This window comes from Mucilaginibacter litoreus (assembly GCF_042676805.1).
Taxonomy (GTDB): domain Bacteria; phylum Bacteroidota; class Bacteroidia; order Sphingobacteriales; family Sphingobacteriaceae; genus Mucilaginibacter; species Mucilaginibacter litoreus.
This window is the reverse complement of record NZ_JBHTHZ010000003.1, coordinates 250,461-271,770: the sequence shown is the minus strand read 5'-3', so window position 1 is coordinate 271,770 and position 21,310 is coordinate 250,461. Positions and strand designations below refer to the sequence as shown.

Sequence of the window (21,310 nt, the reverse complement as noted above, 5' to 3'; positions counted from 1 at the left end):
CGACAAATTTTACTTAAAAATCTCATCCAGTTTTTTATAAAGATCAGTTCCCCGAAGATTTTTAGCTACTACCTTTCCGGTACTATCAATAAGAAAGTTTGCCGGCAATGCAAGTATTTGATAATCTCTTAAATATTTACTTTTGGTTCCTGCAGGATCGTTTACATGATAGAAATTAGATGTCTTATCAAAATGTATGGCTTTCAACCATAAACTTTTATCAGTATCAACTGAAACCGCAAGTACTTTAAAGCCTTTAGATTCAAATTTATCCATTGCGCCGACCAAATTTGGCGATTCCTCCCTGCAGGGCTTACACCAACTTGCCCAAAAATCAATAAGCATAAATTTGAAATTAGATTTCATATAATCCTTTTGTACATCTCCCGTATCCTTCAAACTAATGTTGAAAGCTATTGAATTTAACTTCAAACCTTGTCCCGTTGATTCGTTGCTGCTGCCAGTCAAAGCCGCTATACTTTTATCATTTGGAAACCTTACCTGCAATTGTTGAATCAATTGCAATTTTTCGTCATCTGATATTAAATTGCTGCTTCTTAAAACTGCTAACATTAATCTTCCGTTAAAGGAGCTTTTAGTTGTATCAAATACCAGTTTTGCAATATCATTTGCCTTTTTTTCATTGCTGTTGATTTGGGACCGTCTGCTTGCCAATTGTGTACTATCAAAATTTTTAAGGCTGGAAATTGAATCGATCTCTTTCCTCATATTACTAATGTTCAGTTTATAACCATACATCTCTTTTAGTGCGGTTATCCTTTCTGAACTTGTGGGGGATCCGCTAACTTTTATCCACAAATTTTTATCGGCAGTTGCAATGTCATAGCTAAAAACAACATGTTCACCTGGCATTACAACGAACTGATTTAATACATAAGGTCCTTTCTTCTGATAAAATATGTTAAAATAAGATTCATCTTTTATATCAGCTTTTAAATCGAAGATTGCGTGGTTCTTATCAATTTTGGCTGAATCAACAGTTTTGTTGAATGAGTTAATAAGATAAACCCGTTGGGTTGGAGAATTTAAAATTGTTCCAGAAAACGTTACCTGCGAAAATCCTGCAGTTGTATAAAAAAAAGAAACAATTACAAACACTAATTTTTTCATGTATCAGTTTTAATATCCCGAAGCATCAGTATTGATACTTCGGGGCGTTTTAATGGTTAACTTGCATAAGGAATTTCACTACAACCCCATCCTGATGGGCTACCATATGTTCCCGGATGATTTAAAATGTTGGTCGTAAGATTATCTTGAGCATTTTGAAAATCTGTTCCACAGGATGGGCCGCTTATGGTTGATCCGTTAGAGTAACTAATAGTGCAAGTGTAGCATCCTCCACCTGCAGGCGGCTGAACCAATCCCCCCATTACAAATTTCATCTCAGTTCTGCTGAGTTTGTTAAATTTTGACATAAAACAAAGTCCTAAGGTTAAGATTTAAATAAAATTTCTTTTTTGATCTTACCATTTACTACTACAACATCACTATCATTCAATTTTTTCGAGCGCCTCTTTGAACTGCGGATCAGATGGCCTTATACCGTCAAGTTTTAAAAGCCGATGCTTTCTATCATAAAGCAAATAATATGGCAAAGATGAAATTTGATAAAAGCGCGCAAAAGCCGATGTGAAATTTTCCGACATCAAATAGTTTGTTTCAATCAACTTTAAAGATTTTGATTTACTTTGCCATGCATTCTTATTTTTGTCAAAAGATAGGTAAACAAAATCTACTTTATCTTTGAGCTGCCTTTGAAGCTGTTTTTCGTAAGGCATTTCTTCAATGCATGGAACGCACCAACTCGCCCAACAAATTATTAGAACCGGTTTTGAGTTAAATAGCCCTTTCACAGTAATTGATTGACCATTAAGACTCATTATCTTAGACAATATCGCGTCATCAACACTATACTTTTTTAAGATTTGACTTTTTTTTGTAGAGTATGAAGAATCTATAAAGCGTCTATATAATTGATTATGACATACTGATTTATAATCAGTTAATAAAGAATCAAATGATGGATATATTATTTGGGGGTTACTTAAAAAAAAGGACAGATGCTGTGTGAGTAAATGATCCTTTATGGTATCAGTAAATTTTTTTTTGATAAGGTTGTAAATTGAAATAAAGTCCGCATTACTATATGGTTCGTCTTTTGATTTTTGCCGAGAAATACAGGATGCATAAGTGTATGCTATAGAGCTATAATCACTTGTTTTAAAATATACCAAAGGATCGTTAAAATTGGCTTTTACAATTGATAGTTTATAACTTTCCGGATATGTTTCTAATCGGATGCCTTTACCAAGTGGTTTAAGCAGATCATCAATATATACTGCATATATTTCTGCTTTAGCCAGTTGCGCGTACACATCTGATATATGATACTTTTGGATGTAATTATCCAAATACTTTAATCGTGCGAAATAATTATTGCTTACCAGCGTGCAAAAGTCACTTAGATTTTCTGTTTTTTTGTATGGCGTACCACTGCTCCAGCCTAATGCTCCATACTTATTAGCCAATGAATCAAAAAGTGAATAAATAAATTGATTTTTACCTTGTATAGTTAGATCATTAAACCAAGGCCGAGCATATTTATCATGTAATTTTACTGTGGGTTTTGAATGGCTAACAATATTTACAATAATACTGTCGCCAGGTATTACAAACGTTTTGTAGCCAAAACCTGAACTCAAATAGCCACATGAAATAGAAGGTATATCAAATTGGCACTTTGTTTCTATAAAGCCGTTTTGACGATTTACCGATACAATTTTTCCATTGTAGCTAACTTCCTCCCCAAAAACTCGTAGGTCAAATGGTTTTTTTACCGACAAATAAAAGGAATCTTTTTTAAGAGAATCCAGTTCATATCTAAATATGACGGTTGTTTTCTTTTGAGCAATCGTCTGAAACATTAAATGACATAGTGCAAAAAGTATCAAACTAAGTTTTTTCATGAGGTCTGAAGAAATAATTAATATAAGCTAAGAGAGCCCGGTAATAGGTATGCTATACTTTCTCAGCTAAGCATTAAACAATACCGGGCTCCTGAATTTTAACGACAGTCTACGTCTGAACAACAATCATTCGAATTGCAGTTGTTATCTGCTCCGGCTTGGCAATTTTCTGGTGTATCGGCGCACGATGTTTTGGTTGAACCAGAAACACAATCCGATCCTCCAGACCAAGTCCAAGTGCATGTTACCCCTGGTAAAGGTGCATATCCCCCCATTACAAATTTCATCTCAGCTCTGCTGAGTTTGTTAAATTTTGACATAAAAACAAAGAATTAATAATTAACTATCTTTGCCGTAACCACGCCCCGGCAATTTGGCGGCATGCAGGTAAAGTGCATGCTCCTTTACTTTCGCGAGAAGTATCTTTTGCTGTTATTCCAGCATATATTTTATATCACTTAAACGATATGCATCTGGTAAGCGGTAACCGTTTACCAGCAGGGTGGGCGTGGCTTTTACTTCAGCCAGTTGGCACCAGGCTTTCTGGCTATCCAGTTTTTTAAAGTCCTCTTCGTTTAATTTTACCGGATATTCTTTGGCCCAGTCGTCATAATTCTTTTGTTTTTGATTATACCAGTCGTGCAGAGCGCGTTGTATCAGGTTTTTGTCGCCCAGTTGGTAAAGCGCCATCAGGTGGCGTGTAACAGGGGTTTTAATATCTTTGTCATTGTTATCGGCTGTGAACACAATACGGGCCTGTATGCCGGTGTTACGGCTTAGCCATTCATCTAAAATATTATGGGTTTTGGCACAGGGTGGGCAGTAGGGGTTGCTTACCATGGTGATAATGTTTGGCGCTTCTACGTTACCTAATACAATGCTCCAATCATCATCTGGCTGCGCATATTTAGGCTGATTTTTTAATGTAGCGTTAAAGGTTTCCGTATTATATTTAAAATTTTGCAATTGACTTTTAAGCGGTTTTAACTGCTGTGCCTGTAACAATATCGGTTTTAGCAGCAGCCACAAAGCTACGGGCACTAAAAGCCCAATAATCACTAACAGAATTTGCTGAAATGATGGCCATATTAGTGGCTGGTTAAGTATACTAACCAGCGGCATAAACTCCAGCCATAGCAAGGCCTGTACAGCACAACAAAACAAACACCATTGTTTCGCTATGCGTGCCTGATAATAAATTGAGTATATGGTATAAGGTAAACAACAAATATTTAAAACGGCTAATAGCTGCAGTATGGGAAGACTTCCGCCACTGATCAGCAACGTAAGCCAAGTGCCCGAAAAATAAAAAAAACCTACCTCGCTCCAGCTAAGGCCTTCAAATATTTTAGCCGCTTTTGAGGATAATATGGCGTTACAATTGGTTTTGCCGCCCCCGCCGCAAAGCGTTTGCACCAGCGGGTTGTTTTTATCAATACTTTGTATAAGTAACAATATAGCTACCGCCAGGCCGGTGGTTTTGAAAAAGGTAAGCGTAACGCCTTGCCAGTAGCTTAGCAAGCTATAGTTTAAAGCCAGTACACTTGTAAAAATTAAAGCCAATATGCATACGGCAAGCCAAATTGCTGCATTATCTTTTAATGATCTGTTTATGTATTTAACAGTTTTAACGTCGTCGGGCACTAATACTACCCCGTCAAAAATCTGCTTAAACTCATTAAGGGATAAAGTATAGTCGCCCTTGTTGCTGCTAAGCAAAGTTACCGCATCGTTAGTCAACTTTTTAACAAGCATAAACTCGTACCCAGTTTTTTTGGTATGCGCAATAAAAGGGCATGGCACATCGGCCAATTCATCAGGCATTATACGGTAGGCCCCTGAGGTGATGCCAAAGTTGTTCAGCACATCATTTAAAGCAAGCAAATTAGGATAATCAGGGTGAATACTCAGCTCATCAGTAATTTGTGATTGAGTAACGGAAGGTTTAATAGCTTGTATAATTTTAACTAATACTAAATCAGCATTAAGCAATTGGTTAATTAAAGGCATAGGAGATTTACTGTTAAGTAAACTTATGCTATTGCTCACAATTAATCAAGCAATATTTATTTTTTGCGGAAAATTACGTGTCCTCATTTCAAGACGGTTATTTTTAAAGACTTAAATTTATTTATTAAGAAAATTAAACCTGAAGATTTTTTGCATACTTGATTTTATGGTTGTGATATGGGTTTACGAGTAGATAAGTTTGCAAATTTGAAATAACAATAGGAGTTAACTTCCAGAGCTGGTCTCATCAATTTGACACAATCGCTTCAGATGTATTTTGGAAGATTTACTTGATTAGCTTAAAAAGAACAAAGCCTTTCAGCGTAGCCTCTTAAGGCTATTAATAACTGAACATCTAAACTATTTATAACTTATATCCTTTGCCATGTATATTAACAACGCGTACAGTTGGATCGCTTTCTAATTTTTTCCTAAGTTTTGAAATAAACATATCTAAACTTCGAGCAACGATCACACCTTCATCTTCCCAAACTTTTTGAAGAACACCTCTTTCTACAAGTTCATTTTGTTTTGTTGCAAGAATATTTAAGAGTTTTGCTTCCTTGTCAGAAAGCTCAACTTTTTCTTCCTTACATTCCAGATATTGATCATCAGTGTGAAACTTATACCGCCATATAGTAACCACTTTTGGCGTAGCTGCAAGAGTATTCTCCACGCTGATAAGTGATTTTTTACCTTTAATAGTTATTCTTAACCCCGAAAAAATCAGCATAAAGGCTATTAAACCTCCACCGGTTGCTACAACATATTTTGTGTTCAGCGCATTAAACATCGTGTCCCTGAAAGCAATATTGACAGAATAGTAAGCTTTAGGCTGTTTCCGACCCTTGCAAGGTACCAGGTTAGTCTGCTCTGTTTTGAGAATGGCGAATCCGAATATGACCTGATTGGATTGACATTCCACTACATTTACGATGTAATCTGCGGGTAAATGGTTTTTTTCAATATTCTGCCGGATAATGCTGACGACAGAATCCGGCGAAAATTTAAAAGTGCTTTCAAAGCGAATATGATATTGACCATCATTTGTTTGATATACCGGCAACACCCTCGAACTGCTATCACCAGAACTTAGTAAAATTTTATGCCCTATTGTCCGCATAACAATTATTTCTCTGGCCAACGCAAATCCATTATCGTCTGGCTTAAAGCATACGCTTAAAGAAATAACCATAAGAAGTAAAGCAGCGATAAAAAGAGGCCGGATCTTAGAAGATAACAAAGGAAATATTTGGTTTGGCGCTATGGACGGAGTCTATAGGTACAATGGACATATTATCACTAAGTTTTGAGGGCTAAGAACGGCTATAGAAATATTCACTTGGTTTAGTTGCCGATAACCTGTAAGTGGTTAAAATTTTTACTGTTTAGGGCTACCGTTTGCAGGAGCCCTACAAGATCGAACCACCAAAATGAGTTTTACATTCTCGCTAAACTATTTGATTAACAACAAGTAATGTATAAAAACAAGGGCAAGCGACCGTAACGTGATCTCCCTTTGTAACTCCTGATAAGTTTCCGCATCATAGAGCTGGTTATGATGACGAATTATTTGTGAAAAGATCTGTCACAATGCCACAACTCACCGAAAGCGTTAGTCACTTCACCTTTTTACAGATGATTTGTTGGTCACCCTTGCGAAATGACAAGGATATCACCGCCCCGGCACTGTCCCGCTGAAAGGCAACTGGCAGCTGGTCCCTTCCGTTATCCAGCAGGAAATGGTCCTTTTGCTGACAATACATTTCCTGCGTAGTGCCGGTTGTGGCCAGCAGGCGGCCCTTGTGCGTTTTTATTTCGATGAACTCACCGGGACGCAGCTCATATTTTCCCGTGTAACCGTTCAAGGTTGCCTCATCCAGCGTGGCTTTGTTTTGCGCCGGGAACTGGTATGGCCGGCCGTTCACGATCGCCAGAATCTTGAACGTTATCGCATGCAGCTCCAGGTCTTCAGCATTACTCAGCATGACCACGCAGATATCGTCTTCCGGTACCCGTGCGAATTCCGCTTTGAAACCCCAGATGTCGCCGCTGTGCGAAACCACCTTTTTATGATCTGCCGAATCGATGATCCACCCATAGCCGTAATTTAACGCCACCGGTGTATAGGCCTGCTTTAGTAAGGCTGTAGACACCAGTTGTCCGGTTTGCAGCGCCCGGTGAAATCTATACAGATCGTCGACTGTTGAATAAATCGCCCCTGCAGCCTTGGGCTGGTCGTAATTGATGAGCTTGGCCGGTTCTGCAGACGCATCTTCCGGAAACACCCAGTAACCCGTCGCCTTATGCGGGCTCTTTAGCGCCGCAAAGTCAAACGCGCTTTCCCGCATACCCGCTGGTTCGAATATATATTTCCGGATGGCGTCATAGTAGCTCATCCCGCTCACCTTTTCCAGAATATGACCCAAAACAATATAGCCGGAATTGCTGTAGCGCCAGTCGGTGCCCGGAGCGAAATCCAGTGGTCGGGCTTTAAGCCGTTCAATATCCGTTTTATCTTTAGCGGTGCTGTCGGCTTCATGATCAGATATACCGGAGGTGTGGCTTAACAGGTGCCTGATAGTTATACTGTCACCTTTTGGAAAACCGGTGAAGAACTTACTGAGAGGATCTGTGAGCTTCAGTTTTTTCAATTCGATCATTTTCAGGGCCAGCGTTGAAGTGAAGCACTTAGTCACGGATGCGATCTGGTAAACCGTATGGGCGCTGTTCGGCTCTCTGGTCTTTACATCTTGGTAACCATAGCCCTTCTTAAGCAATATCCTGCCTTTCTGGGTGACCAGTACCGTGCCATTAAATTTTTGCAGTTTGAAATAAGTGCCTATTAAATGGTCAAGTTGCTGCGAACGATCTTGCCCTTCAGTAACGAGGCTGACGCAGGTCAGTAAGCATAAAAAGAAAATGTTTTTCATTGGTTATGGTTTACAGTTTTCGCGCCTAAGTAGATCGCGGTTTCTAAGGCCATAGCGGCGTTTTTTTAAGGGCAATTGTCCGGTTCCGGCTTAAAGGTAGACGCTTGGTACGGCTAAAAGTTACCAAGCTTGTAGCTTTTTTTTCTCTTAACTTCCTGGCCCATACATTTCTCACGGTGCTTTCGCTGGATCAAAAGGCAGGAGTCGATATCCGCATCTGCCATCAAGCTGGAGGTAATGAATGTAAAAACAAAAAAGCCTTTCAAGCTATGCTGAAGGGCTTTTATTTATACTCCCCACACTGGACAGAATTTGAACCAACTACTTGAAAATTTGAAAGTATAATGTAAATCTAAATCATTCTGTTCTGTATATCCACAGGCTTGGATTCACCTTTATGAACAACAAATAACAATTTTAGAATCATAGAGTTAAAGCAAACATTCGTTTCCTTTAACTCTTCTTTACAACCTCTAAGCTGGCTAATACTTTAGCTTTTGCCTTTCTTTACCGCCTATTATACCATATACAACATGTATCCTCGATATGGGGACAACGTTAAAGGCTTTTTAACTGCTTAATCCTTCTGAAGCATTTCACCACATATTTAAAGCATTTTGCCACATTAAATATTAATTAATTATATAGTTGCCTTTCTTTGATGCTATGAAAATGCTGATCAAGAAAATCACAACCTGTTGGTTCATTCATTTATTGATAGTATGGTTTGTTACTGTAAGTTATGTTGTTATAAGCTACGTTTATGAAGTGAGCCTCCATGGTAATTATCACTTTAATCAAGATGGATCGCCGGTAAGTGCATGGCAGTACTTTTTGAACCACACATTTCGGTACGACATGTTGGTTTTGGCCTTCGCCCTCCTGCTAGCCGAAATCAACTACCAAATTTTGTTTAAGATGTTAAAATGGGCATTATTTATTTTAAGCTGTTTAATATTTGCTTTTGTGGCATTTGTAATCCTCGCATTAGGGCATCCGCGCACTATAGAAGTTTTTGGGTTACTGTCAGGTGCAGGACCTATACTTTTTATGGCTTTATATGCCTTGGTCTATGCGCTGGTACGCGATTACTTCTACCAATACAACCGCAAAAAAGACCTTGATCTCCAACACTCGCAAAATGAACTCGACGCACTAAAAGCACAATTAAACCCCCATTTTTTATTCAACAGCCTAAATTACCTATATGGCACCGCCCTTAAGGAAAATGCCATGCAAACAGCCGACGGTGTCGATAAACTCTCTGATCTTTTACGCTACACCGTTAACGGGATGCAGCATAACGAGGTAGCGTTAACTGATGAAATACATTTTATTAAGAACTATCTCTCGCTGCAAAAAGCCCGGATCCCACAAAAGAAAAGTATTAAAGTTAGTGTAGAAATTAACGTAGCTGAGGAGGGTTTTAAGATTGCTCCCCTGTTATTACTTACTTTCATAGAAAACGCCTTTAAGCACGGAATTAGCATGGATGAAGAATGCTTTGTTGATTTGTGTATTCATGTGAAAAATGGTTGGCTTAATTTACAAATTGTCAACAGCATTGTAAAGACTAGCAGCCAGCTGAAACACAGTAATACAGGCTTGGCCACCACTCAAAAAAGGCTCGAGTTGCTTTATCCCGACAATTACAGCCTCAAACTGGATGATAACCACACCAGCTATTCAGCTTCTCTTAAGATCAAATTAAACATATAAAACTAAGACTCATTATGAAAAAACACTTGTGTTGGCTGCTATTTACACTGCTGCCTGGCCTGGCAATTGCCCAAAAAGTGACCGATAGTACGTTCACTCTCCTTGTAGAGTTTAAGAGCACCATAAAGCAGCCTAAGCTCTTTTTGGCCTACCAAATAGATGGCAAAAAAATCATTGATTCGGCTGCATACGCACCCTCTAAGGGGGGCTATACGTTTAAAGGATTTACCAAACGACCAATCCATGCTACACTGGTCGCCGATCAGGACAATGTCGGTCTGCTTGGATTAATGCGTCAATCTACCATAAGTACCCATGTCGATCTGATCAAACTCTATCTACATCCGGGTACCATAGGCTTTAACACTACCGATAGTGTGGCCCGGGGCACCTTTTCAGGTTCGCCTATCAATACAGATGAGCAAAAACTTCAGAAAACGACCAAGCGGATAGACGATGAAAGTCTTGCCGTAAGTATGCAGTTTCGCGCTGCTAAAGATCCCAAAGTACAAAGATCGCTTGGCATCAAATTAGATAGCCTTTCTGCTGCACGTAAGCCGTATTTAAAAAAGTTTTATGAAGAAAACCTTCAAAGCTACATTGGATTGGTAGCCCTGCTGGAATATGCCGGTTCGCATCCTAAATTAGCTGTTTTTGAGCCAATGTTTAATAAGCTCGATGCCAAAGTGCGCAATACCCCACTGGGACGCGAGTTTATTAAACACATGACCGACCTCATCACGCTCAAACCCGGCGTACCAGCCCCCGACTTTGTACAGAAAGATACCGCAGGCAAACCAGTTAGCTTATCATCCTTTAAAGGCAAATATGTTTTACTTGATTTTTGGGCATCATGGTGTGGCCCGTGCAGGCAGCAAAACCCTAAGATTAGTGCTATTTATAGCGATTTTAAGAATCGGAATTTTACTATCTTGGGCATATCGCTCGATGGTGCTGATGGCAGACAGGCTTGGTTAAAAGCAATAAAAGACGACAACCTGCCCTGGACGCAACTATCAGACCTGAAGCATTGGGATAACGAGGTTTCCAAACTATACAGTGTATCGTCTATACCCGAGAACTACCTGATCGGTCCTGATGGTTTGATTATAGCCAAGAACTTAAGCCCCGAGCAATTAAGAAGCAAATTAACTGAAGTGCTGCCTGCTAAATGATAAATGCAATTGCCATAGATGATGAACCGGTTGCGCTGGATATAATAGCTGCCCATGCGCAAAAAATCCCTGGCCTTAACTTACAAGCTGCTTTTTCGAGCGCAACCGAGGCTTTGACATATTTTGATACCAACACCGTCGATCTCATCTTTTTAGACATAAACATACCTGGCCTAACAGGATTGGAATTTGCAGAAATAGTGCGTGATCGGGCGCAGATCATTTTTACCACAGCCTATGCCGATCACGCCCTTAAAGGGTTCGATCTGGCAGCAACTGACTATTTGCTAAAACCCATCAACTTTACGCGTTTCTTACAGGCTTATAAGCAATCTGAATTGCGTTTGAGACAGCCGGATAGTAAGCCTGCAGCCTATGTAGAGACGTTATTGATTAAAGACGGCAGTATTTGGGTACAGATTCCCTTAAGCGGCATTTTGTACATAGAGGCCGAAGATAATTACGTAAGCATTGTAGAAAACAATAAGCGCACCTTAACCCGCATAACCCTCAACGAGCTGCAACAGAAACTTCCGCAGGGTGGTTTTCTGCGCATTCATAAATCGTTTATAGTCCCGTTATCTAAAATCGAAAAAATAGAACGCCATCAGGTTACAATCAGTTCAATGAGGATTCCGCTCTCTCGCTCATATCGGGACGAATTGTTCAGGCGCTTAAAAGTCACTTAGTAAATTAAATATTATTAGTTAAGCAAACGACTATTTAATTACATTACAGCATCGTCACAACAATGAACTTTAGGCTCCATTAATTCCTTATAGCAGCAATGAAAACGTTGGATTTCATTTACTGTACCAACTGATCTAAGATTGATTTGTTACTGTAAGTTAAAGTTACGAGTCACGTTAGAAAATCATAGTAAGTTGGTAGAGCAAAAACGAGTTTGTTTACTATGGCGTTACAGTAATAATTCCCTCTTACGCGCCGGCTACACTAAAGACATAACTAAGATGGGCTCGAACCAAAAAACTCCATACTTTTCAAATAATAAAAATGTAAGCTTTAATTGATTGCTTCAATTACCACTTTAAATAAAAATGCCATCAATTTTTAAATTGATGGCATTTGCTCCAGAGGATGAACTTTCTCTAAAACAATTGTATCAAGATTTGAAGACAATCGCAAATCTTGGAGAGGACATACCGCTCAAATGGGCTTGAAAAGGAAATAGCTCGAAACATATAACTGTCAAAATTCGTAATACTTGAAAAGTAAAAACTATCAGACTATTTCTGAATGTTATATGGATTGGGGGATGCCGCGATAACTTTTTATAAGTTCTTCCGATTCGCTTTTCATTTTATTATAAAGTCCAGCAAACGCGTCACATCGCTCTTTTGCAAGTGGGTTGCTTTTTTTTACAAAGCCAGCTTGTTTACCTAAAAACTCATACTTGTCATTATAGTCCCAACATAAGTCCCAGGAACAACCTTCAACTTGTGGCAACGCAACTTGTAGAAAAGCATATTCTTGTGTTTTAAATGTAGCTCGCCCAATTTTTATTTTTCTCAATTTTTTTAAGTTTAATATTGGTAAAAAAGCAGGGAACTCCATTTTACTGGTTACAAAACCCAATGAGAATACCTCGAGATTTGGCAACCCCGTTAGAAAAGCAAAACTCTCAATGGGTTGATTCCAATCCAACGTTCCATCAATATGTAAATACCTTAAACTATTGATACCTTTAAGACTATCAAAATTTGAAACCCTACGCAAGTTTTCAAGATGCAAGGACCGCAATTTTGTTAGTTTTTGTAACGGCGACAAATCTGAAAACCCCGATACATATTCAAGGATGACTTCTTCCAAATTGTATAAACTTCCAATACATTCAATATTGTTCGCCCGAAAAAAAGTCACTCTTAATCTTTTTAGTGATTGCAATTGTTGAATCTCTTCAACTTGTTCTTTACTCGGGTTGTGTAATGTTAGTTCTTCAATATTTGGGCAGTCAAAAATTTGTTTCCAATTTGAATGATTTTTACTAATTGTTAGAATTTTTATTGCTGCTTTATCGACAATTTCATTGTCAGCCGCATAGGCATACCGTTCTCTGTTTGGGACTATCGTCCAATAACCCTCTGTCCTATCTAAAAAATCGCCAAAGTGATGCTTCATTTAAATTTTATTATAATGACTATTGAATAAATGTACTAATAATCGTTCGGCAAAGGGCGAGTCTATAAATTGTTTTGCCAAATCCCATAGCAAATGTAATTAACGACTTGACATGGTATATCAATATATAAATGCAGCATATGAAACCGAAATTAAATATCCCTAAACGATCAATTAAATCAAACCAGGTTATCAAGAATTTTAGAAAAATAGGAATTGAAATTTCAGACTTAGAGGCTGAAGAATATCTGGACTTGTTGTATTTCCTGGCTAAACTAGTAGTAAAACAAAATTTTCTATTCCCAAAACGTGAGCAAAAGAGTGCAAGCAAACTGGGTTACACAAGTCTTAAAAATACAAAAGCCGAATCAAGGTGACTCGGCTTCTAAAAAAACAATGTTCAATTCTTTTAACACTATAATAGTATAGTGTTATTTTGCTCCTGAGGCTGAACTTTCACTAAAACAATTGTATCAAGATTTGAAGACAATCGCAAATCTTGGGGAGAACACAATGCTTAAATGGCAAAAAGAACTGTGATAGCTCGAAACATACTCCCGCGAATTTTTAAATATTTATATAGCTACCTCTTTTTTGTTGTCGAAGCAAACTCCATTAACTTATTTTTTAGCGCATACTCGTGTTGCTTTTTTGTCAAATAAATTATCGCATCGTCATATTTTAACTGGTAAAAATTACCGGCCAGGTTATTTTCAAGGCTTAAATTGTTCATAAACGCCGGAAATTTGACGTCCATCCATCCATATGTTGTAGGGAAGGTATAAGAATGAATTTTACCTTTTGACACATATTGTAGTTTTATACCGTGAGCTTTTTTAATTTGGATCGCTTTGGTAGGAGTAAATTCGCCATGCGTGATTTTAGCGAGATGATTTAATAGGTTGATATAAGCTAGCTGGGGGCCGCCGTTTAGCGCGTCATGTAGATTATAAATTACGTCTGGAAAATTTGATAATAAGATACTGGTCGAAAATGGATCAGCAGCCTGGGCATCGCCAAGCGCTTTACTAAAATCCGTTTCTGAAAGGTGTGCAAAAAGCCCCATCCTTTTCCAACCGGACATGGTACTGTCTATCTTTGTCGAAGTTAAATTGCTATCATAATCATCCATACTTACCATCATATAAGACATCACCGGATCTTTCATAAACACATCACCTTGCTCGTTTTTTAGCGCGATAAGGGCACAGCGCCTTATATCTTCGCTGTTCATGGTATAGCTAAACATAATACCGTGTAAGCGGTATGGCGACTGCTGATCTGTCAAAATCTTGTTGAAGATGCGATAAAAATCCTCAGTAAAAATATCTTCAGGAGAAATTTTACCTTTTGGGTTTTTATAATTACTAATTGGAAGGCTGATATGTTTGTAGATTCGTCCATTGCATTTTAAACTAACCTTAAACCGTACCCCGGGTATGGAAAATGAAGTGTCCGGTATCTCAGTATAGCTAAAGTCAGTAAAATCAAGGCCTGGTAGTATTGAAGCTATATCCCGGTGCATTTGCTCCAGCCAAACATTCGGGTCATCGGGATACTTCGCCATATCAAAAACCCGGTCGTATTTGCAATAGTTATTAAGTTCGAACGCAGACTCAAGTTTGCCATTGTTAATGTCATTCTTCAATCGCAAAAAAGATGAATCGCTTACAATACCGTACTTGTGCAACTGTGCTGCAACCGGCAGCAACCTGCTTGGAGCCAGCCACTCCAGACGCGAACTCATTTCGGTTAAACTGCCTATTAATTGAAAATTAAGAACGTAATCACCGCTTTCGATGCCTTTTTGCGCGTAAGAATAAACCCTTTGAGACAACAAGCCCGATTTTTTTATTTTCTCCAACAGTTGCTGGAGCGAGATATTAGTACTATCCTGACTCGCCTTATCAAGGTGCTCATTACGATAAGAAAAAGACCATCCAGTTGTGCGAGGATTTACGTGAAATCTTTTTTGAAGAATGATATTTTCCAACCCACCAAGAATCGCAATACGATAATTAGCCCGACTTGTACCTCTGATATATTTGACTTCTTTCTCCAACGCCGGGCGCTCTTTGGCATTTATAACCCGAAATTTAATAAGACTGTCAATAGCTTCGGACGGTAGCTGTCCATAAGACCAATTAAAAAAACAGGATAGAATAACGATGATAAGGCAACTTTTCATTTTGTTAGGTGTTGATGTTCATCACTACTAAACTATAAACATTTAGTAAACAGATAGAATATAAAGTAATAAAAAAAGCCGCATCAAATTGACGCGGCTTCTATAAAATAATTTTTGAATAATTTTAACACTACTATAACACAGTGTTATTTCGCTCCTGAGGCTGGGCTCGAACCAGCGACCCTCTGATTAACAGTCAGATGCTCTAACCGGCTGAGCTACTCAGGAGTGTTTTCCGGTTTGGAGAGTGCAAAAGTATGTTTTCTGATGTAATTTCACAATATTTGCACAAAAAAATTTTAAAAATATTTTACATGAGTTTGTTAGTCATTGGTACTGTGGCGTTTGATGCAATTGAAACCCCTTTTGGTAAAACCGATAAAATTGTTGGAGGCGCTGCTACCTACGCAAGTTTGGCCGCTTCGTACTTTTATGATAAAATAAAAATTGTTGCCGTAGTGGGCGACGACTTCCCCCAGGAGGATATAAAAGACTTTAACGACCATCATATCGACACTGAAGGCCTGCAGATCAAAGCCGGAGAAAAATCGTTCTTCTGGAGCGGCCGATACCATAATGACATGAACAGCCGCGATACTCTGGCTACCGAGCTGAATGTACTGGCCGACTTTGATCCTATCATCCCTGAAAGCTACCAGGACTGCGAATACCTGATGCTGGGCAACCTTACCCCACAGGTACAGCAAACGGTTATTAAACGCCTTAAAAACCGGCCTAAGCTAATTGTAATGGACACCATGAATTTTTGGATGGACATTGCTATGGACGACCTGCTGGATACCATTAAAATGGTTGATGTACTCACCATAAACGATGCTGAAGCCCGCCAGTTATCCGGCGAATACTCTTTAGTAAAAGCCGCTAAAAAAATATTAACCATGGGTCCAAAATACCTCATCATAAAAAAGGGGGAGCATGGAGCCTTGCTTTTCCACGAAGATCATGTATTTTCGGCACCGGCATTACCATTGGCTGAGGTTTTTGACCCAACCGGCGCCGGCGATACGTTTGCAGGTGGCTTTATTGGTTACATGGCTAAAGTAGGCACCATCAATTTCAATAACATGAAAAATGCTATCATCTTCGGCTCGGCGCTGGCATCTTTCTGCGTAGAGGAATTCGGCACCGAAAAAATAAAGAATCTTTCGGCTGAAGAAGTGAATGCACGCGTGCAGCAGTTTGTAAAATTGTCTTCTTTCGAAATAAAATAACGCCCAGCCCTTTCTAAACGGTAATGCTAACTATAGTTCACTTCAAGCTTCGCCTTTTAAGGAAGATTGAAGTGGGCTATATTCAAGCCATCTCTTTATTTTAAGGCCGATTATATCGCCAACCGTATATTTATCCGGCTCATTGTTCACAGTCCTGAGTATAACACCAGAATTTTCCAGGATCAAATCTTCATACTGCCCTTTAAACAGTACCTCTATTACTGTCCATTGGCTGGTTTTTAAAACATTAGCTATACGTATCCACTCCGGATAGATCACTACTATTGCTTTATCTGTTTGTATACCGCATACTTTTGCATCATTTGCATTAAGTATATTGCAATTAGTAAGCAGCTCGGCAGTATATAAATTGCCCGGTGTATGGTACAAAGTTTTGGGGTGCCCCGTTTCAACAATTTCACCGTCTTTTAACACCACCAGCTCATCGGCCATAGAAAGCACCTCTGCCGGGTCGTGCGATACCATTACAACCGTAAGGCCGGTTTCTCTTACTATCTGCCTGATATCATGCTGCAACCCTTCCCTGAAAGATGTGTCAACCTGGTTAAAGGGTTCATCAAGCAGCAAAACACCCGGCCGGGTAATAATTGCGCGGGCAATGGCAACACGTTGTTTTTCGCCTCCACTCAAATCGGCTACGCGTTTAAGGGCCAGGTGCATCATATTAAGCTGGCGAAGTACCTGCTCTGTTTTTTCTTCCTTAAGTTTCACATTGGTACTGGGCAGCATTGCAGCCACGTTATCCCACACGCGGGCAAACAGGTTCAGGTCGTCGGTGTGCTGGGTAACCATCTTCATGGCATCGTGGCCGGGTATAAGCTTTTCTTCAGGGCCCCAGATACGCTCGCCTTTAAAACTTATCAAACCTTCGTCGGGTGTTAGCAATCCATATAACAACCGCAGCAGCGTACTTTTTCCGCTGCCGCTTTGCCCTATTATAGCTGTAATTTTACCGGGCGTAATATCAAGCGTTATATTTTTCACGCCCGATGCAACCGCGCCGCCATAAGATTTAGTAACTGCTTTAGCCCGTAACAAAGATTGATCATTCATCAGGGCCAAATATAGGACAGGATTACAGGATTTAGCGAATGACAGGATTATAAGATTATCATCCCGCAATCTTTAAATCCTGTCAGTGTTTTTACCAACCCACGCTCATACCAAAGTTGAACTGCCTTAAGCCATCCTGGGCCGGGCTATCCTCAAACATATCGTTCAGGTAATATTTGGCAAACACCCCAATCGCACCGTAACCAACACGTAAGGATGCGCCGTACCTGAATTTAGCGAAGTGGTAATTACCGGATAATTTAGTATCGCCCTGCTTGCTTTCCTGTTTAAGGCTGCTGCTGATGCGTATGCCCAAATCAGGGCCGGCAACAAAATGAAACCTGCGGCCATCGGCATCATCGTGTGTCCTGTAATCAAAAGAGATAGGTACCCGTATATAAGTGGCCGATAGCCTGTTTTTAGTGTACGATATATCATCCTCCGTATAGGTTAACGTAGGTTGATTACGCTGAATAGTGATGTTTCTGCGAAGGCGCAGGTTTGTCCAGTCGAAACCGCCTGCCGCATATATCCTGAATGAGCTGCTGAAACGGTAACCTAACTGCAATATATCAAAGCCAATATTACTGCTGCGCCATGAGCGGTAGTTCAGAAACTGGTTTTGTGGCGAAAGCTTAAAGCTGCCGTTATCATTAAGTGTTGTCAGCCCGATATCAAAACGGGTAAAAGTAAGCCCGAAAGAAAAGCCGGGCGCTTTAGAAACTTCTGTAATCGTATCATTGATACCTACCTGGGTAGCATCGCCGCCAAAGCCGAGCTTGATACGTGTACGGCGGGTTTTGGTTGAATCGCCGGTAGTTTTGGTGCTATCCGGATAAGTTTTTGCAGAATCGGTTGTAGTAGTTTGTGCAAATAATGCCACCGAAGCAAAAGATATAAGTGTTGTAAATAAAAGTCGTTTCATATCAAGGTGTAAATATATCAATCTTGTTTTTTTATTTTAAGAAAGCCGAGGTTGATACCGGTGATATTCGGCTCGTCTTCATCTTTATCAGAAAATTCGATCAGTTTATCTTTTCGTTTATCAATTTTACGTACTACTGCATTCAGCAGATCGCCAATGCCACGTATGCGGTGCTTCTTAACCGGGGCAGCCGCTATTGTCTTTGCCACAGGTTGCTCTTGCGCTGCCACAGGCATTAATGACGTACTGAATTTTATATCTTCGGGCGCTTCCATCCTTGCAATTAATGGCGTTTCCTTATCAGGCACTACATATTTTATGCTTCCTGTATCAGGCTTAGGTGTGTTTTGCGCAATTTGCGATGCAGGCAATACGGGCTCAATGTTAGCTGTGTTTTGTGCCGGTACTGGTTTCTTAACTTTTACTTTCCTGAAAGCTTTTACAGATGCCACCTGCACATCCTGATGTATCTCATTTTCAGGCTGCGCAGGCAACTTTACGGCTAATTGTTGCTTTGCCGGTTCTGCTTCAGGCTTTGCCTCATTCTTCTTTACGTTTACCCGGGCAATGTTTGTCCTGTTTTTAACCGGTGGTTTGGTATCTGTAATAAAATACCAGCCTGCAGAGAGTATGATTAGCAAACTTGCAGCAATGCCCATATACCTTAAAAAAGGGCGTTTGGTTGTTTGCGAGCCCAGTTCTGCCGAGATGTTCTTCCATACCTCCGGCGATGGCGCGGCTTCAAAATGTTCAAGCTCCGACCTGAATAACCGGTCAATTTCTTTATCCTGCATATTCATATCTTTTATTGTCCATTTTCTGTATCTGTTCTTTCAAAATGGCCCTTGCCCTTGACAACTGCGATTTAGAGGCCCCTTCTGTGATACCCATTATTCCCGCTATTTCTTTATGCGAGTAACCATCAATAGCATAAAGGTTAAATACCATACGGTAACCTGGCGCAAGTTCCTTGATAAGGTTCAGCAGATCTTTGGCTTGCAGGCTGCTGGCTGCTGATGCATCTACCACCGGTTCATGCCCTGCCTCATCAATGTCAACCACCTGCATCATTTTATGATTACGCCGGTAATACTCTATCGAGCTATGCACCATTATGCGCCTCACCCAACCTTCAAAAGAGCCATCCCCACGGTAATCTTCTATTTTCTGAAAAACCCTCATAAAACCATTCTGCAACATATCCTCTGCCTCCATACGGTGCGTAGCGTACCGCATACATACACCGAGCATTTTTGAGGCGAGCTGCTTATACAGCAATTCCTGCGCCTTACGCTGCCCGGCCTTGCAGCGTTTCACCAGTTCATCAATAGTAGGTTTGGGTTCCAGAAACATCATTTAAAGGTAAGATGTATTGCCGCATCAATTGGTTGCATGGCTTATAATTTTTTTTAAGGTTATTAAACGTTCCGTATGCGTGCAAATCACCCTGTTCTCTTATGCAGATTTTTAATACTTTTAAAGCAGTAAAACCTAACCTTATTACAACAGCAAATGAAAAATAGCAAGCTATTTATCCAATCTCCGTTTCCTTATTTTCCGGGAACCAATTTATCAGCCCACATCAAAAAAGCCGGTACCGCCATTTTACTCTGCGCCTTACTGAGCGCCCCGGGTTTAAGTTTAGCCCAAAAAGAGCCTGAAGTTACCCTTGCTCCTGACGTTGTGAGTTTTCAGGTAGATCAGCTCAACGATTTTCATGAGGGCTACGCCATTATTAAACGCGGTACGGCGTCTTCACTTATCGATGCCAAAGGAAATACCATCATACCGTTTGGAAAGTACCAGTTAGAAAGCACAGATCTGACAGAAGGCTTCCTGAATGGATATTGCATTGTGAGGGATGCTAAAACAGGTTTGGCCGGGTATGTAAACAACACAGGTAAACTGGTAGTTAACTGCCTGTATGGTTCGGCAACGCCATTTGATAAAGAAGGTTATGCTGTAGTAAGCGATAAAAACAATGCTAATTTATTCTTCATTAGTCGCGATGGTAAAACAACCCCATTCCCTAAAGTATTCTTTTATACCAAAAAGGCAATTGCACCAACTGTAGCTTTAACCGAGGCCAATGGTGTAACCAAAAGCCTTTTTAAAGCAAAGGACCCGCGGGATGGTATGCCATCTATTCTGCCGGATTTTAGCGAGGGCATGGCTGCCGGTAAAGAGGATGATCAGTTCGGATATTACAACCGGCTTGGTAAAAAAATAATTGCCAATAAATATGAAAACGCACAGCCATTTTCTGACGGGCTTGCAGCCGTGGCTTACAAAAACCAGTATGGCGAAGTTAAATGGGGATTTATTGATAAAGCCGGGAACCCGGTTGTAGATTACAAATACAGCCTGCAGCCCGGCGATTTCCATAACGGCTTTGCTGTGGTTTATCCGGCCGATAAAACACAGTTCCAGTATGCGTTCATCAACAAAAAGGGCGATGTATTTTACCAGGTGAAAGATAAAGGCAAAAATGATCATAAGGATTTTCAGGAAGGGTTTGCTTTTGTGGCCAATAAAGGCAACCTGGACTTGCTGGATGCGTCCGGAATGTTGAATGAGCTTACGATTAATACCAATACTACCGATAAGAAAGGGAACCCAGTATTGATCAAATCTTTTGATTATGCCAACATCATCGATAATGGGAATATTATGGTCAGCAAAAGCGGCAAACATGGCATCATCAATACAAAAGGCAATATCGTTATACCCATCGAGTTCGAAAGCCTGTCATACTATGATCCGGTTGCCAAACTGGCAAAAGCAACTTATAAGGTAAAGGCTAAAAAAGGCACGGAGATTATTGAAGGATATGTAAACGCAAGCGGCACCTTTATTATGGTGCGGCAGGTTACCAAATCGCAATGGTAAATATTACCACGGGAGCGGCTGTAGTATATAAAGTAT

The 21,310-nt window shown here is 40.0% G+C and carries 17 protein-coding genes and 1 tRNA gene; 6 read left to right on the top strand and 12 right to left on the bottom strand.

Going from position 1 to position 21,310, the window contains the following annotated elements:
• Positions 1–9 precede the first annotated feature (9 nt).
• From ACFQZX_RS07215 to ACFQZX_RS07195, 5 genes are all read right to left on the bottom strand, one after another.
• Positions 10–1,131 (bottom strand): TlpA family protein disulfide reductase, encoded by a 1,122-nt coding sequence (locus ACFQZX_RS07215; protein WP_377113132.1) that lies wholly within the window; start codon positions 1,129–1,131, stop codon positions 10–12.
• Between the two features lie 383 nt (positions 1,132–1,514).
• Positions 1,515–2,990 carry a TlpA family protein disulfide reductase gene (locus ACFQZX_RS07210; RefSeq protein ID WP_377113129.1) on the bottom strand — a complete coding sequence of 492 codons (1,476 nt, stop codon included), beginning with the start codon at positions 2,988–2,990 and terminating at the stop codon, positions 1,515–1,517.
• A gap of 432 nt (positions 2,991–3,422) precedes the next feature.
• Entirely contained in the window at positions 3,423–5,000 is a 1,578-nt protein-coding gene (locus tag ACFQZX_RS07205) for a cysteine peptidase family C39 domain-containing protein (RefSeq protein ID WP_377113127.1), read from the bottom strand.
• A 364-nt stretch (positions 5,001–5,364) separates the two neighbouring features.
• Positions 5,365–6,195: a helix-turn-helix domain-containing protein gene (locus ACFQZX_RS07200; RefSeq protein WP_377113124.1), complete on the bottom strand. Its 831-nt coding sequence runs from the start codon at positions 6,193–6,195 to the stop codon at positions 5,365–5,367.
• Between the two features lie 424 nt (positions 6,196–6,619).
• The gene (locus ACFQZX_RS07195; protein WP_377113121.1) at positions 6,620–7,933 is read right to left on the bottom strand and encodes a serine hydrolase domain-containing protein; all 1,314 of its coding nucleotides are present in this window, start codon (positions 7,931–7,933) and stop codon (positions 6,620–6,622) included.
• 666 nt (positions 7,934–8,599) lie between these two features.
• Here ACFQZX_RS07195 and ACFQZX_RS07190 point away from each other — a divergent pair.
• Genes ACFQZX_RS07190 through ACFQZX_RS07180 form a run of 3 tightly spaced genes read left to right on the top strand, consistent with a single transcriptional unit; the run spans position 8,600 to position 11,516 of the window.
• Positions 8,600–9,652 (top strand): sensor histidine kinase, encoded by a 1,053-nt coding sequence (locus ACFQZX_RS07190; RefSeq protein ID WP_377113118.1) that lies wholly within the window; start codon positions 8,600–8,602, stop codon positions 9,650–9,652.
• Positions 9,653–9,666: 14 nt separating this feature from the next.
• Entirely contained in the window at positions 9,667–10,827 is a 1,161-nt protein-coding gene (locus ACFQZX_RS07185) for a redoxin domain-containing protein (RefSeq protein WP_377113115.1), read from the top strand.
• The gene (locus ACFQZX_RS07180; protein WP_377113113.1) at positions 10,824–11,516 is read left to right on the top strand and encodes a LytR/AlgR family response regulator transcription factor; all 693 of its coding nucleotides are present in this window, start codon (positions 10,824–10,826) and stop codon (positions 11,514–11,516) included. Before ACFQZX_RS07185 ends, ACFQZX_RS07180 begins: the two co-directional genes overlap by 4 nt.
• A gap of 571 nt (positions 11,517–12,087) precedes the next feature.
• Here ACFQZX_RS07180 and ACFQZX_RS07175 read toward each other — a convergent pair.
• Complete coding sequence (locus tag ACFQZX_RS07175) at positions 12,088–12,966, bottom strand: hypothetical protein (RefSeq protein WP_377113110.1); 879 nt, start codon at positions 12,964–12,966, stop codon at positions 12,088–12,090.
• Positions 12,967–13,106: 140 nt separating this feature from the next.
• Between ACFQZX_RS07175 and ACFQZX_RS07170 the strand changes: the two genes are divergently transcribed.
• Positions 13,107–13,343, top strand: coding sequence for a hypothetical protein (locus tag ACFQZX_RS07170; protein ID WP_377113108.1), 237 nt, complete (start codon positions 13,107–13,109; stop codon positions 13,341–13,343).
• Between the two features lie 206 nt (positions 13,344–13,549).
• On the opposite strand, the gene ACFQZX_RS07165 is transcribed toward ACFQZX_RS07170, so the two are convergent.
• Positions 13,550–15,154: a hypothetical protein gene (locus tag ACFQZX_RS07165; RefSeq protein ID WP_377113106.1), complete on the bottom strand. Its 1,605-nt coding sequence runs from the start codon at positions 15,152–15,154 to the stop codon at positions 13,550–13,552.
• 154 nt (positions 15,155–15,308) lie between these two features.
• Positions 15,309–15,382: transfer RNA gene (locus ACFQZX_RS07160), tRNA-Asn, on the bottom strand.
• 86 nt (positions 15,383–15,468) lie between these two features.
• Between ACFQZX_RS07160 and ACFQZX_RS07155 the strand changes: the two genes are divergently transcribed.
• Positions 15,469–16,386: a PfkB family carbohydrate kinase gene (locus tag ACFQZX_RS07155; RefSeq protein WP_377113104.1), complete on the top strand. Its 918-nt coding sequence runs from the start codon at positions 15,469–15,471 to the stop codon at positions 16,384–16,386.
• Positions 16,387–16,428: 42 nt separating this feature from the next.
• Here the strand turns inward: ACFQZX_RS07155 and ACFQZX_RS07150 are convergent, their stop codons facing one another.
• From ACFQZX_RS07150 to ACFQZX_RS07135, 4 genes are all read right to left on the bottom strand, one after another.
• Entirely contained in the window at positions 16,429–17,460 is a 1,032-nt protein-coding gene (locus ACFQZX_RS07150; RefSeq protein ID WP_377113101.1) for an ABC transporter ATP-binding protein, read from the bottom strand.
• A 91-nt stretch (positions 17,461–17,551) separates the two neighbouring features.
• Positions 17,552–18,385: an outer membrane beta-barrel protein gene (locus ACFQZX_RS07145; protein ID WP_377113098.1), complete on the bottom strand. Its 834-nt coding sequence runs from the start codon at positions 18,383–18,385 to the stop codon at positions 17,552–17,554.
• A 17-nt stretch (positions 18,386–18,402) separates the two neighbouring features.
• Positions 18,403–19,185 (bottom strand): hypothetical protein, encoded by a 783-nt coding sequence (locus ACFQZX_RS07140; protein WP_377113096.1) that lies wholly within the window; start codon positions 19,183–19,185, stop codon positions 18,403–18,405.
• Positions 19,169–19,741 carry an RNA polymerase sigma factor gene (locus ACFQZX_RS07135; protein ID WP_377113093.1) on the bottom strand — a complete coding sequence of 191 codons (573 nt, stop codon included), beginning with the start codon at positions 19,739–19,741 and terminating at the stop codon, positions 19,169–19,171. The genes ACFQZX_RS07140 and ACFQZX_RS07135 overlap by 17 nt, the downstream gene beginning before the upstream one ends.
• A 156-nt stretch (positions 19,742–19,897) precedes the next feature.
• Between ACFQZX_RS07135 and ACFQZX_RS07130 the strand changes: the two genes are divergently transcribed.
• Complete coding sequence (locus ACFQZX_RS07130) at positions 19,898–21,274, top strand: WG repeat-containing protein (RefSeq protein ID WP_377113091.1); 1,377 nt, start codon at positions 19,898–19,900, stop codon at positions 21,272–21,274.
• The last annotated feature ends 36 nt before the right edge of the window (positions 21,275–21,310 follow it).

Bases quoted from the DNA above. Each gene is read 5' to 3' on its own strand.
- ACFQZX_RS07215 (WP_377113132.1), bottom strand. From the start codon at position 1,131: ATGAAAAAATTAGTGTTTGTAATTGTTTCTTTTTTTTATACAACTGCA.
- ACFQZX_RS07210 (WP_377113129.1), bottom strand. From the start codon at position 2,990: ATGAAAAAACTTAGTTTGATACTTTTTGCACTATGTCATTTAATGTTT.
- ACFQZX_RS07205 (WP_377113127.1), bottom strand. From the start codon at position 5,000: ATGCCTTTAATTAACCAATTGCTTAATGCTGATTTAGTATTAGTTAAA.
- ACFQZX_RS07200 (WP_377113124.1), bottom strand. From the start codon at position 6,195: ATGGTTATTTCTTTAAGCGTATGCTTTAAGCCAGACGATAATGGATTT.
- ACFQZX_RS07195 (WP_377113121.1), bottom strand. From the start codon at position 7,933: ATGAAAAACATTTTCTTTTTATGCTTACTGACCTGCGTCAGCCTCGTT.
- ACFQZX_RS07190 (WP_377113118.1), top strand. From the start codon at position 8,600: ATGAAAATGCTGATCAAGAAAATCACAACCTGTTGGTTCATTCATTTA.
- ACFQZX_RS07185 (WP_377113115.1), top strand. From the start codon at position 9,667: ATGAAAAAACACTTGTGTTGGCTGCTATTTACACTGCTGCCTGGCCTG.
- ACFQZX_RS07180 (WP_377113113.1), top strand. From the start codon at position 10,824: ATGATAAATGCAATTGCCATAGATGATGAACCGGTTGCGCTGGATATA.
- ACFQZX_RS07175 (WP_377113110.1), bottom strand. From the start codon at position 12,966: ATGAAGCATCACTTTGGCGATTTTTTAGATAGGACAGAGGGTTATTGG.
- ACFQZX_RS07170 (WP_377113108.1), top strand. From the start codon at position 13,107: ATGAAACCGAAATTAAATATCCCTAAACGATCAATTAAATCAAACCAG.
- ACFQZX_RS07165 (WP_377113106.1), bottom strand. From the start codon at position 15,154: ATGAAAAGTTGCCTTATCATCGTTATTCTATCCTGTTTTTTTAATTGG.
- ACFQZX_RS07155 (WP_377113104.1), top strand. From the start codon at position 15,469: ATGAGTTTGTTAGTCATTGGTACTGTGGCGTTTGATGCAATTGAAACC.
- ACFQZX_RS07150 (WP_377113101.1), bottom strand. From the start codon at position 17,460: ATGAATGATCAATCTTTGTTACGGGCTAAAGCAGTTACTAAATCTTAT.
- ACFQZX_RS07145 (WP_377113098.1), bottom strand. From the start codon at position 18,385: ATGAAACGACTTTTATTTACAACACTTATATCTTTTGCTTCGGTGGCA.
- ACFQZX_RS07140 (WP_377113096.1), bottom strand. From the start codon at position 19,185: ATGAATATGCAGGATAAAGAAATTGACCGGTTATTCAGGTCGGAGCTT.
- ACFQZX_RS07135 (WP_377113093.1), bottom strand. From the start codon at position 19,741: ATGATGTTTCTGGAACCCAAACCTACTATTGATGAACTGGTGAAACGC.
- ACFQZX_RS07130 (WP_377113091.1), top strand. From the start codon at position 19,898: ATGAAAAATAGCAAGCTATTTATCCAATCTCCGTTTCCTTATTTTCCG.